General features: G+C 56.9%; 10 protein-coding genes. 8 read left to right on the top strand and 2 right to left on the bottom strand.

What is annotated here, in order from left to right:
- Positions 1-3 precede the first annotated feature (3 nt).
- The gene (locus AAF465_07085; GenBank protein MEM7082483.1) at positions 4-786 is read right to left on the bottom strand and encodes an alpha/beta hydrolase; all 783 of its coding nucleotides are present in this window, start codon (positions 784-786) and stop codon (positions 4-6) included.
- A 302-nt stretch (positions 787-1,088) separates the two neighbouring features.
- On the opposite strand from AAF465_07085, the gene AAF465_07080 reads away from it, so the two are divergent.
- The 8 genes from AAF465_07080 (at position 1,089) to AAF465_07045 (ending at position 12,103) form a co-directional block, all read left to right on the top strand.
- Positions 1,089-1,298: a hypothetical protein gene (locus AAF465_07080; GenBank protein MEM7082482.1), complete on the top strand. Its 210-nt coding sequence runs from the start codon at positions 1,089-1,091 to the stop codon at positions 1,296-1,298.
- A gap of 293 nt (positions 1,299-1,591) precedes the next feature.
- Complete coding sequence (locus tag AAF465_07075) at positions 1,592-2,038, top strand: arsenate reductase ArsC (GenBank protein MEM7082481.1); 447 nt, start codon at positions 1,592-1,594, stop codon at positions 2,036-2,038.
- A gap of 245 nt (positions 2,039-2,283) precedes the next feature.
- Positions 2,284-3,312, top strand: a complete 1,029-nt coding sequence (locus AAF465_07070) for a dockerin type I domain-containing protein (GenBank protein MEM7082480.1) — start codon at positions 2,284-2,286, stop codon at positions 3,310-3,312.
- 235 nt (positions 3,313-3,547) lie between these two features.
- Positions 3,548-4,201: a DNRLRE domain-containing protein gene (locus AAF465_07065; protein ID MEM7082479.1), complete on the top strand. Its 654-nt coding sequence runs from the start codon at positions 3,548-3,550 to the stop codon at positions 4,199-4,201.
- 75 nt (positions 4,202-4,276) lie between these two features.
- The gene (locus AAF465_07060; GenBank protein MEM7082478.1) at positions 4,277-5,209 is read left to right on the top strand and encodes a PEP-CTERM sorting domain-containing protein; all 933 of its coding nucleotides are present in this window, start codon (positions 4,277-4,279) and stop codon (positions 5,207-5,209) included.
- Between the two features lie 165 nt (positions 5,210-5,374).
- Positions 5,375-6,127, top strand: coding sequence for a VPLPA-CTERM sorting domain-containing protein (locus tag AAF465_07055; GenBank protein MEM7082477.1), 753 nt, complete (start codon positions 5,375-5,377; stop codon positions 6,125-6,127).
- A gap of 43 nt (positions 6,128-6,170) precedes the next feature.
- Positions 6,171-10,052 (top strand): PKD domain-containing protein, encoded by a 3,882-nt coding sequence (locus AAF465_07050; protein MEM7082476.1) that lies wholly within the window; start codon positions 6,171-6,173, stop codon positions 10,050-10,052.
- Positions 10,053-10,054: 2 nt separating this feature from the next.
- Complete coding sequence (locus AAF465_07045) at positions 10,055-12,103, top strand: TonB-dependent hemoglobin/transferrin/lactoferrin family receptor (protein ID MEM7082475.1); 2,049 nt, start codon at positions 10,055-10,057, stop codon at positions 12,101-12,103.
- A gap of 132 nt (positions 12,104-12,235) precedes the next feature.
- Here AAF465_07045 and AAF465_07040 read toward each other — a convergent pair whose 3' ends face one another.
- On the bottom strand, positions 12,236-13,468 hold the full coding sequence (locus AAF465_07040) for a TCR/Tet family MFS transporter (protein ID MEM7082474.1): 1,233 nt from the start codon (positions 13,466-13,468) through the stop codon (positions 12,236-12,238).
- Between the last annotated feature and the right edge of the window lie 23 nt (positions 13,469-13,491).

The raw sequence follows: 13,491 nt of genomic DNA, 5'->3' as shown, positions 1-13,491 counted from the left end.
CGGTCAGCGGTCGTTCAGTCGATCCTGGTCAGCGAGATAGTCGAGAAATTCCGACCACGGTGGCGGACAATCGTTGTGGCCGCAGCGGGCTTCCACGAACACACTCCTGGTGGCGATCGCATGGAGTCGCCGGCCGTGCTCGATTGGTATCAATGTGTCTTGAGTCCCATGATAAACAAACACCGGTACGTCGATCGTGTCGACCGTTGAAGAATTGTCGAAGCGATCGCGAAGCAGAAAAGAGGGCATGCCTTTTTCGGCGACAAGGTCGGCCAACGAGGTAAAAGTTGACTCAAAACCAAGCGCCATCACCGGTCGCTCGGCCGCGAGCAAACTAACCGCGCCGCCACCGATCGAGCGGCCGTGGGCAACCACCCGATTCGCATCAATGTCGGCACGAGCGGTGACGACGTCATAAGCCTCGAGCATGGTGGCGCGGATGCTGGTTAACGATGGTTTGCCCGGGGCGCCGGCATAGCCAGGATATTCGATCAGCAACACAAATAATCCAGCATCGCGCAGGGTGCGCACGCGATTGACAGACCAGATGGCTGCGCCTGCATTACCGTGGGTGTAGATCAGCAGTGGTGAGGGCTCGGTTTGGGTGCGTGTGGGCGTTAGCAATAGCGCATAGCCTTGTTTCAGCGGCACTTTCTCGACACCGGGTGGCAACGGGGAGGGCAATTCAACGCTTGGCGCCGGAAAGATCATGCTGCGCTGAGAGAAATAAAAGAACGCGGCCGTCAGTAGAACTCCCGCCGCGAGAATTTTAACTAGCGTTGCCATCCTTCTCCTCGTCTGTATCGTGCGCCGTGCAACAGCGACTCGTCATTCACCGCGAACGAGCCAAATCGTGTCAAGGCAGTCGACAATTAGCAATGTTGGCTCGGCGTGGGTGCGGCCTCTCGTAACGTTGACCAAGGCTAATCGATTCCACCTCATTACGCACGACCGTTGTGCGCGCTTGAGATCAATCTGTGTCCTAACGGACGCATTGGGCGGCGTCGACGCTGTGTGATACTCGTTGATAAGTTAAGTAAAACCAGCACGCGTCGCCCGCGCAGCGCGTCGGAACAGGAGTCAGCGATATGTCGTCCATCAAGTTGGAACTTGAGCTTGGTCTCAGAGAATCTTCTTCCGAGTCGAACTACTTTGACTATGTCGAACAAAAAATGAATCGTGATGACGACGGACGCGTGGTGGTGAATCCGAAAAAACCCGATATCAATGTGTTGGACTTATCGCTCGAAGACGACACGCCCGCCGGCGCCGACCGAGCAGGTCAGCCGAAAGGCTAGTCGTTCGTCGGTAAGCGCCAGAAGCCCTGACCTAGATCGCTTTGCGAAGCATCGCCGATGGCGATTTGGCGTCGCGTCGCAACACTCGAACTCGTTGGCGCAAATGGCCCGCGTGTTGGATCTACCAACGCACAATGATAGTGCACTAAATCGATCGTTTTCGCGGTGGTCAGACCGTCTTTCAACGCCTTACCGATCAGGAACGCCAGGATTCCGGCTCGGCCTCCCTAGCGTCTCGACTTTCTTGTGTTTGGGCGCTAGCCTGTTCGGCCGAACCCAGCAAGGCGCGTGACATGAGTCGAAAGAAAACGGTGTTATTTCTGTGCACGGGCAACTCATGCCGCAGTCAAATGGCGGAAGGCTTCGCGCGACATTATTGGGGCGACCGATACACCGTGCTGTCCGCCGGTATTGAAAAACACGGACTCAACGAACGTGCTGTTCAAGCCATGCGCGATTCGGGCATCGATATCTCCGACCACCAAAGCAAAACACTTGATGAAGTGCAGGGGCGTCCGGACGTGGTCGTCACGGTATGTGGGCATGCGGATCAAACCTGTCCTGTGTTAACCGGACCGATCAGAAAACTCCACGTGGGATTTAATGACCCACCTACCATGGCGCTCGACGCAAGCTCTGACGCGGAGGCGATGGTGCACTACCGTGAGGTGCGTGACGAAATTGAGGCCTTCATCAAGGAGCTGCCCAGCCAGCTAACGCCCGTCGCCGCACTCCATTAACACAACGGGCTCGCCGGTTCTCCGACGGCTCTTTTAGGAGCGGGAGCCCATGACGCGCGGAACAGACTGACGCGCGCCATGCATCGAGCGCCCATCCCCATCATCACCACATGGTCAGTCTTTGTTATCGCCGTCACTCGTAACGATCGACCCAGTCTCACACCCGGCGACGACGATCATCGTATTAAGCAAAATGCGTATGCGAATAGTAATGATTCTCATTGCTAAGTCGCTGTCGGATGGTTATGCTTCGTCTCATAAACGATGCGGGTGCACCGCACGACGGGAGAATGATGATGAGCGTGAGCAAACGATGTGGCCTGCTTCTGGCCGCGGTGTCACTGTTGGTACCGGTCTCCGCCCAGGCGGATATCTGGGACGTAGTCGAAGATACCTATATTTATGAGTTTTTGGGTAACCAGGGTGCCGGCACCGGAGACAGTGAAGGTATGTTGGTGTGGAACCACGAAACGGTACACGGCGCACAAACCTTATTGCGCTTCGATGCCAATTGGGTCAACGACGCCGCGTTGAGCGGTGACTACGTGGCGATTCTTCACGTGTATTCGGCCTGTACGCCGGGCGGCTTTGTGGGCGCGTGTGCAGGCGACCCAGGGGTCGAGAGCATCATGACCGATGTGGTGCTTCAGTCTGCCGACTGGTCGGAGAATGACCCAACCCTCGCGTGGTCCACGATCAGTCAGACCGGACCCAGTGTGACGTTCGAACAAACCACCGCGTCAGGGTGGTTGAGCATCGATGTTACGTCACTAGTGGAAGTCTGGGCGAGCGGCACCGTTGATTTTGGCCTATCGATTACACAAGAGCAGTACCCAGTGATGCGAGCCGATTCCGGCTCCGTCGCCGTGTCGGTGTTCTGTGATTCGGAGTCGAGCATCGGGCCCTGCGCGACGAGCGACCTACGTCCCTATCTTGAGATCGTCGCGGTAGCGGATAGCGATTCCGACGGCGTGGCGGATGCGAGCGACAACTGTATCGATCTTGCCAACGGCAACCAGTTGGACAGCAATGGGGATGGTTTTGGTAACGCGTGTGATGCGGACATCAACAACGATTGCATTGTGAACTTCCTCGACCTGAGTCAGTTCAGCGGCGTGTTCCTGACGGACGATGCCGACGCTGACTTCAACGGCGATGGTTCGGTTAACTTCGTGGATCTGAGCATCCTCAGTAGCCAGTTCTTTAACCCGCCTGGTCCAAGTGGGCCGGCCGGTGACTGTGTGGCCGACCAACCGGCGGGATACACTCTTTAGGGAGAGGTTGGCGGCCGGATGGCCGCTGACTTAAAAAAACGCCACATGCTCTGCGTGTGGTGTTTTTCGTTCACCCCTGGTGGGGAAGGTAACGAATTTTACCCATAATCTAAATGAGAATGATTTGCATTTCAGTTGGGAGTGTGGGATGCTTTTCAGCCTCAAAACCGCGTCGACACGGCGTGCAGTAGATAATGAAAAACGCGGAATTGTGACCGCGAATTGGGGAGTAACAATGAAAAAAGGGATTCTGGCTTTAGCCGCTTTCATGCTGATGGGTGTCCACGCGGGCGCCACGTCTTTGTCGCCAACCGTCGATTTTTATTCGTTCGCGGGTGGGTTTAGCGACAACGACCGACTGATCGTCAACAACCCAGGTGCGGGTGCAGCCTTTGAATCGGTTGCCTTTATGGACTTCGACGTCAGCAGCCTTGCCGGACAGACCATCACCAGCGCCACACTCGTAATGGAGATGTACTGCAACCCAGGGCTAACCTGCACGGGCGACTCAGCGGGTAGCTTCATGGACATTTCGGTCAACGAGGTGGGCATTGATGTGGAAACTGTGACCGACGCAGCCGGCGCTGCCGTGCTGATGAGCAGCATCGGGTCGGTTGTGGATACCGTCGTGGCGTCGACTCCGGGCGTCTATACCTGGGATCTGACGTCACTGGTTGCATCGTGGGTTGCCGATCCGAGTTCGTCTAATGGCTTCGCCATTACTGCGCGCGGTGCGGGTAACGGCACATTCAATAATTACTTTTACTCTTCGATTGCAACTGGCGGCATGATGCCCGTACTGCAAATCGAAGCAACGCCCGTCCCGGTGCCGGCGGCCATCTGGCTGTTGGGTTCGGCTCTGTTGGGATTGGTTGCGCGTCGCCGATAACACAAAGCGACATCGAAATAAAAACCGGGTGCAGCGTGGCTGCGCCCGGTTTTTTGGCTCAAGGGAGTGCAGAACATGCGTAAAGTCGGCTTGATTGTTATAGGCCTATTGCTGTGCAGTGGCGCCGCGACGTCACACGCGATCACGATCGAATTTGACTATCGCTATGACAATGGGTTTTTTGATGACCCGGCACGACGTGCTCGGTTGGAGCAGGCCGCTTCGTTTTTCACGTTCTTCACCGATTCGTTAACAACGATCTCCCCCGAGGCTGGCGATACTTGGAGTGTGATTATTAATAATCCCTCCAACCTTGGCATGCTGGAAGTACTGACCGACCAGGAGGTGGCCGCCGATACGCTGCGCATATTTGTCGGCGGTGCGAGCATGGGGCCGAGCGTGCTGGGCTTTGGCTCAACCGGCACGCTGTTTGATATCGACGGCAGCGACGAATTCGAGGCGTCGCTGTTCACCCGGGGGCAGCAAAACGCGCTGGGCGCTACGGCCACCGACTACGGAGTGTGGGGTGGCGTGATCAGCGTCAACAGCGACAAAGAGTGGTACTTCGGTGAATCCGCCGATGGGCTTGGCGCGAATCAGCACGACTTTCTCACGACAGCCGTGCATGAGATCGCCCACATCTTTGGCTTTGGCTCGGCCGATTCGTGGTTTTCGCAAATCGTTACAGGACCGGACGGCACGCTTCAATTCGAGGGCGCGGCATCCATGGCCTTGTTTGGTGGTCCTGTGCCACTGGAAAACAGCGCACATTGGCTGGAAGGGTTGTTCAGCGAGGTGGCGGGCGAGTTTCAAGAAACGCTAATGGATCCCAGTACCCCTGCAGGTGAGCGTCAGCTAATGACCGCACTCGATTATGCTGGGCTTAACGACATTGGCTGGGAGACGGTGCCGGTGCCGGTGCCCGCTGCATTCTGGCTCTTGCTCAGTGCGCTCGGTGGCTGGGCGTGGACGGGCCGGTCGGCTCAGAAAACGTCACATGCCGCTTAACGTAATGATGAGCGGGGACGTTGAGCAACGGTAATGCGTTGTTTGGCGGGCACAGGGAACGGTGCGAACCGAAAAAAGTTTCGAAATACGAATAATTATCATTTACATTTGCAAAAAATGAGTTTAGAGTACAATCAACATCGGGAAATCGATGGGAGAGATGCCATGACGAAAACAAGCAAAATGCGACAAGCGCTGTTTTCCAGTTTTATTCTGGCGGCAGTCGGACTGTGTGGTCCGGTCATGGCGGGTACATACGACGCCACACAAGACACCTATCTGTATGAGTTCCTGGGCAACCAGGGCGGCGGTTCAGGTGAGAGCGGTGGTCTTTTGATCTGGAACCACGAGAGCATTCATGGTGGCCAGGCACTGATTCAATTCGATCCCACCTGGATGATGGACGCGGCATTAGCTGGGCCATTTACCGCGACGCTGAACTTATACGCGTACTGTTCCTCGGGTGGTTTTGTTGGGGGATGTCCCGGTGATCCGGGCGCTGAAACGACTACCACCGATGTGGTGATTCAGCGCAGCGTGTGGGACGAAGCAGATGGCTCGTTGTCATGGGGTGAACTGGACAACGCTGGCACGAGTGTGAGCTTTTCACAAAGCGGTGCCGACGGCTGGATCAGCATCGACGTCACGTCGCTGATCCAGGTAATACTCGATACCGGTGTCGATTTTGGCTTCGTACTGAGCCAGGAAGCGTATCCGGTAATCCGAACCGATGAGGGATCGGTGGCGGTATCGGCGTTTTGCGATTCGGAGCTCAGCAGTGAATTTTGCTCGGGCACCGGCTTTACGCCTTATTTGGAAATTAATGCGACACCCGTGCCGGTCCCAGCAGCGGTGTGGTTGTTTGCCACCGCGCTTGGATCGCTCGGTGTGATGCGCCGACGCAAAGCTCGCGACTAGTTCGTCGCGGATTGGTTGTCGGTAGATCGGTTTGCGTACGCAAATGGATAGGAAAGGACGTCTGAGGTTCGCCTCAGGAATACTGCTCGTCGTATTGATGACGGCGAGTGGGTGTAAAGAGTCTGAACTGGAAAACGAATTCATCGCCACGGACGGTGGTGATCCTTCCAGTCAGGAGGTAGCAATTGAAAACGCTTCGCTGTCTAACGGAGTAGGCACGCAAAAGCTTAACGCAACGGATAACGATAAATGGGTGTATTTTGACCTTGATCGGTTTGCAGTGGTGTCGCCCGAGGACCCCTACGCAGACAATTCATGGGACATTGCATTTCAACGATTCAAAATAAAAATAAATAGCGGCGTCAGCGGTAACGGTCAGGTTACAGCGGCTGTTAGTCGAGAGGGAGGGCTTCTGGACGTCATCACTTCGCCCGAGATCCAGTTCCTTCCTGATCGGAGTTTGCTTGACTTAAGCGACGAAGAGATTCTCCGCCTCGGCGGGAATCTCTTTTTTTCTGTCTGTCAGCAGGGCTTCGATGATCGTGATGCCGACAATTACTGTTTGGCCAATGACGTTGTTAACCGTAACCGACTTGATTTAAACACCGCCGCGTTTGCGTTTTTGACGCTCGGCAGTGGTGTGGTGTTCGAAGCCGACGGGACGCCTGGCGAGGCGATCCTCGGTTGGTACGATTATTACCCCGATGAGAATCATTTACTGCGACCTTCCGGCGATATTTGGGTGATCAATAGCTCAGAAGGGGTGAAATTTGCCTTTGAAATGTTGGGCTACTACGGCCTGCCAGAGGGCAGCGCAGAATCAGGCAATATCGCGTTTCACTACACGCCCGCAGCCGACGAAGACTTTGTCTTGCCGCCACCGGGGGCTCAGCAGCTCGGTGTGAGCGCCAGCGCCGATGTGATTTCCGGTAGCGCGCCTTTGTTGGTGAATTTTTCTGCCGAGTCGTCGGGCGCGATCGGCTCGACAACGTATACCTGGAATTTCGGTGATGGCGGTACTGCGACGGGACAGGCCGTTGCGCATACATTTAATGACGCCGGTGGTTACACGGTGAGTGTGACCGCGACCGACGAACGCGGTGCCGCCGGTGGGGCGACGAGCGAGGTCTTTATTCAGGTCAACGCGCCCGATTTGGGACCGGTGCCTGTGGCCAACGCAGGAGCGGATCAGGATATCCTACTCGAGGAACGCGGCGGACAGGTGATGGTGCAGCTTGACGGCACGGCCTCGATGGATGACGACAACAACATCGCCAGCTATGTATGGAGCGGTGAGCCGTTGCCGCTCGCTGAAGCCCAGCCGACGGTTGTGCTTGGCGAAGGCATGTATATGTTCACGCTGACGGTGACCGACGCTAACGGTCAGTCGTCGCAGGACACCGTGACGATCACGGTGCGCGCGCCCGACAACCAGTTGCCGGATGCTGTTGCTATCGCCGATGTGGTGACTGGACCGGCGCCGCTTAGTGTCAATTTCTCTGGCGATCAAAGCAGCGACCCGGACGGCTCGCTGGTGAACTTTGCATGGGACTTTGGCGATGGCGCAACGGCCAACGGCGTAAACGCGACGCATGTGTACACGGTACCCGGACAATACGCCGCGCGACTCACCGTGATGGACGCGGACGGCGCCATGAGCGTCGATATTGTAGCCATCAGTGTGGCGGCGCCTATTCTGACCGCGGCCATCGATTCGAATGTGGTCGGCGGTGATGCCCCGCTTGAGGTGACGTTTGACGCCACGACCAGCGGCGCTCAAGGCGATGTTGACTACACCTGGGACTTTGGTGACGGCAACAGCGCGAGCGGTGCGACCGTGACACATACGTACACGCAAATCGGCGTTTTTACAGCCACGTTAACGGCAACGGACGACCGCGGCCCGTCGTCTGCCGCCACCGCCACCGTTACTATTACGGTCGATCAAGTGGATTTAGGCCCCGCTCCCATCGCTGATGCGGGGACGGATCTTGATTTCACTCTCGACTCGCCGGGCGGGCAGATGAGCGTAATGCTCGATGCATCGGCTTCAAGCGACGGCGACAATAACATTGCCAGCTATGTATGGAACGGGACGCCCGATCCGGATGATGTGCCCATGCCAACCGTGGTGCTGGGTGAAGGGCAGTATGTGTTTGAGCTCACCGTCACCGATGCCAACGGCCAGTCGTCCAGCGACACCGTGAGCGTCACCGTGCGCTCCCCTTCAAATTCGCTACCACTCGCGATCATCGAAACGGATGTCGTGGGTGGCCAAAGCCCGCTCACCGTGCAGTTTTCGGCTGCAGGCAGCAGCGATGCCGACGGCACTATCGACAGCTATGTCTGGGAGTTCGGCGATGGCTCGGCTGACGCATCGGGTGTGACGGTAAGCCACACCTATGCGAGCGCCGGTGACTACATTGCGCGTCTTACGGTCACCGACAACGAGGGTGCGTCGGCGAGTGCGGTCGTGACGATATCCGTCGCTGCGCCGCCGCTGATAGCCGGAATCTCGAGTGATGTAGTGGGTGGCGATGCGCCGCTTACGGTGTCCTTTACGAGCAACATCATGGGTGCCCAAGGTGCCGTTGTGCTCCTTTGGGACTTCGACGACGGATCGTCGGCTCAAGGGGCGAACGTGGTGCACACCTTTACCACCGCGGGCGACTACACGGTGCGTCTAACCGCTACGGATGAGCGCGGACCGTCCGCTGCCGCTACCGCAGAGATAGTTATCACTGTTGAACAGCCGGATCTCGGGCCAGCTCCGATTGCCAACGCGGGCCCCGACCAAACGGTCGTGCTCACGAGTGCGGGCGGCCAAGTTTCTGTGCAGCTCGATGGTTCCGGCTCGACGGACGCCGACAACAACATCACCAGCTACGTGTGGAGTGGTAATCCGGATCCGTTGGACGAAGTATCGCCCGTCGTGTCCCTTGGCATGGGACAGTATGTGTTCCAGCTCACCGTGACCGATGCCAACAATCAGTCATCGCAAGATACCGTGACAATTGTCGTGGAGGACCCGGTTAACCAGCTACCGCTTGCGGCGATCACAACGGATACGGATGCGGGCGTGTTACCGCTTGCCGTTGAGTTTTCCGGTTCGAACAGCAGCGACCCGGATGGTTCCATAGTGAGCTATGAGTGGGATTTTGGTGATGGGTCGATGCCCGTCGTTGGCGAGAATGTGTCTCACACATACACAACGGCGGGTCAATTTAGTGCGCGTCTTACAGTGATGGATGCCGACGGCGCCACGGCCGATTCCACCGTAACCATCCGCGTGTCGGTGCAGCAGATCGCCACGAAAGACACCTTCGTGTACGAGTTTTTGGGTAATCAGGGATCGCCGGATGGTGACAGCGGCGGAATCTCAGTGTGGAATCATGAGTCGGTGCACGGTGGCAAAGGGCTCGTTGCGTTCGGCAGCGACTTGTACGATCAGATACGTGATCTGCCGGTTGGCAGCTATACGGCGACGCTTCACCTTTACTCCGTCTGTGAGAACGGTGGCTTTGTCGGCGGATGCCCGGGCGACGCGGACATGGACAATCCCCATACACCTGGAAATGCCACGGTGCTCACCGATGTCTTTTTGCAATACACGGCATGGGATGAGGGTGGCGACGTGCAGTGGCTGGACGTCAACGATTCGGTCGGCCCGTTTGCCACGTACACGCAAGAAGACTCAGGCCTTTGGGTTGAGGTTGACGTAACGGGCCTGATGACCGCGTGGATTAATGGTGGTGGTGTGGCCGACGGTTTATCATTAAGCCAGGAAGCGTATCCAGTGGTGCGCACGGACAGCGGTTCGGTCGCCGTGGCGGCCTACTGCGACAGCGAGCGCTCTGAAACGGTGTGTACCGAGGCCGAGCTTGGTTTTGACGCGCGGCCATTTATTCGAATTACGGTCAATTAAGCATGTTGTTTAATCACGTTTTGTCTTTCCGACCGCGCATCAGTGCGGTAACGGCGCTCGTTTTGGTCGTGGGTGGTTTCAGTGTTCAAGCGCAAGAAAAGCGCGCGGACGAAAACGTGAACGCCAGCGACGTGCTTGAGCAGGTGATAGTGATCGGTACGCGAACACCGCGGCGACTGTATGAAGCGGCGGAGTCGATCAGCGTCGTCGATGTATCCGAATTCGAGAAGTTTCAAGCGCAGTCGCTCAGCGAAGTCTTAAAAGGCGCGCCGGGTGTTGAATTTACAGCCGGACCGCGCGCCATTGCCCAGGAGCCGGTGATTCGGGGGCTCGGCGGCAATCGGATACTGATCACGGTGGACGGTGTTCGCCAGAATTTCGATTCGGGTCACAAAGGCCGTGTCTTTGTCGAAACCGAACTGCTCAAAGCGGTTGAGGTGCTGCGTGGACCCGGTTCGGCTGTGTACGGCAGTGGCGCCCTAGGTGGCGTAATCGCGATGAAAACCAAAGACGGCGCCGATTTTCTCGACCGCGGTCAATCATTGGGTGCGCGTGTTAAAACCGGGTATACCGACGCGGACAACCAGCAGTCGGGTACCGGCATTGTGGCGGCGCGATCAGACTTTATGGGTGGTCTGGACCTGCTGCTAAGCGGCACCCGACGCGCCTCGGAAGACGTGCGGCTCGGTAATGGAGAGGTGCTCGACGATTCGGCACAAGATGTTTGGGCGGGGCTGGTCAAGCTGGGTTGGGCGCCGACCCTCACTACGCGCGTGCAGTATTCTCGCCAGGCGCATTTTATTGCTGGCGAGGTGCCCGCACAGGCGGATGAGCGAACGTCGCCGACCGCCGTGCTCACCGATCGCGAGACGGAAGTTGAAATCGATCGGGTCGTCGTCAGCCACGGCGATTTGAGCGGTTGGTTTAATCCAGAGCTATCCGTTTACAACAGTGCTCAAATTCTTCGCGAAAAACGCATTGGCACCAACGGTCGACTCGATATCATCAATTTCGACACGCAGGGCGCTGAGTTTCATAATGTCACGCTGTTCGACGGGCCCTGGGGTGAGCACCGCCTCGTCTATGGTATCGAACACTACGAAGACGAAACGCGCAGTACGCGCGGCGGCGGGCCAAACTTGGCTTTCCCTGACGCGACGGCCACTTTCACAGGCAGTTATGTGCAGGACGAATGGCGTGTTAATGATCGATGGACCACCGTGCTTGGGTTGCGCTACGACCAATATGAGACCCAATCGGATGGCGCGACGGTCATCGATAATTCGGAGCGTGACATCAGCGAGTGGTCGCCACGCGCGAGCGTCGTGTTTGCCCAAACGGACCGATTGTCTTGGACCGGATCGTATAGCCAAGCGTTTCGTGCGCCGACTTTCCAAGAGCTGTACATTTCCGGCGTGCATTTCGGCGCGAACAACTTCACGCCTAATCCCAATTTGACGCCTGAAAAACTGGACCGAGGCGTGGAGGTCGGACTGCGTTATTTTCTCAGCGATTTTCGTGACACCGACCACCGTTTCTCCGTGCGGGCCAACCTGTTTCACAATCGGTTTTCCAACTTCATCGACTCAATCATCACCACGACGATCACCTCGTTCGACAACATTAGCAAAGCCGAAACGCGAGGATCGGAGCTTGAGCTGTCATACCAAATGCCTGAGCGCGGCTGGGATATTTCAGCGGGCGTTTCTTATCTAAAGGGAGACAATCTGACGGACGATGTGCCACTTCGGGGTATCTCCGGACATAACTTGAAACTTACTGTCCAAAAGTACTTTGATGGGGTCGATTTGCAGCTCGGCGCACGAAGCGTGTTTTATGCCCGTCAAGGTCGTTTACCGGGCGATCAACCCGACACGGCAGGTTATGCCACGCATGACCTATTTGGTGTATGGCGGCCGCAATTTACGGACAATGACATTACCGTCACATTTGGCATTGATAACGTTGCCGACAAGAATTTCACGTCGCATTTGAGCTCGCTGCCGGCACCCGGTCGCAACGTGAAGGTGACGCTAGCCGCGGGATTCTAAACGCGTCTCTCGCGCGATTGACGGGTGACGTTCGTCGATTGATTATCTTGAACCCTCTTTGCGCCCGCCATCAAGGCCATGCGGATGCGAGCGCTGCGCGCAGGGACCACCAATAAAACCACATCATTCGCGTTATGACACCGCATCGCGTCGCGTGCGTCGTGCGTAAAACCACAGCGCAATTACGGAGATGGTCGCGGCGACGATAAATGGTGACCCGGGATAGTGCACGATCGGTTGCGCGCCAGCGGTTAATGCAAATGTGCCGTTGTAAATCAGCGGCGACAGAATCATTGCAATACTGGTGAGCGATGACAGCCCGCCCTGCAACTCGCCCTGGGCGTCTTCCGACACGCGAGAGGACAGCGCTTGGCGTATTGCCGGGTCTTGCATGGTGCTGATAAGTGCGGTGGTGACCATGACATACACGAACCATCCTGCCGTAGCGCTGCCAATGCCAATCAGCGCAATCACTTCCACAATGAGTGCGATCCAAATAGCTCGTTGTACGCCAATACGCGGAAGCACAATCTGAATAATGACGGCTTGTGCGATAAACGAGATCGTGCCGTAATACGCGATGGACCAGCCAATTTCACTTTCCGTCCAAAGAAACTTGGCTTTCGCCACATACGACCACACGGTTGGGTAGACCCAGGAGGATAGCGTGGCCAAAAAGAAGACCGGTAGCATCGAGCCGATGCCGGGCGTGTTGAAGAGGCGGGACAAGGTGCCCAACGGGTTCGCGCGTGCCCAGCTAAACGCTCGGCGTCGCGACGGCGGCAACGACTCGCGCACAAACAACGCGCCGAACAGTGCATTGATACTGGCGACTAGAGCCCCCGCATAAAAAGGGTAGCGAATATTGATGTCGCCAAGCACGCCTCCGATCGCCGGTCCCAGAATAAAACCCGCGCCGAACGCGGCGCCAATAATCGCAAACCGTTGTCCGCGTTTTTCGGAGGGCGTGATGTCGGCGATATACGCGTTGGCGGTTGAAAACGTGGAGGCAAAAATACCGGCAAAGGCGCGAATGAGCAAAAACCACGGCAGCGTTTTAACCAGTGCCAGCAATAACATATCAAGCGCAAACGCGGTGAGTGACATCACCAAAACTGGGCGTCGACCAAACCGATCGGATAGGGCGCCCACAATGGGTGAGAAGACGAACTGCATGGCCGCATAGCTCACCAGCGCAATCCCGCCCCAGAACGACGCGTCAGCGATATCGCCGCCGGAAATCTCGAGCAGCAGCGAGGGCATAATGGGCGCAATAAGGCCCATGCCCATCGAATTTATGAAGGCGGTTACCGCTAAGAAGATGAGGGCGGCACCCGCGTTTGGCGTGTGGTTGTCTTGGGTCATAACGGCGGTTAGCGAGAGGTTGT

Source organism: Pseudomonadota bacterium, assembly GCA_039028935.1.
Classification (GTDB): Bacteria; Pseudomonadota; Gammaproteobacteria; order Steroidobacterales; family SZUA-146; genus SZUA-146.
The sequence above is the reverse complement of the archived record's forward strand: the minus strand, read 5'-3'. Positions and strand labels throughout refer to the sequence as shown.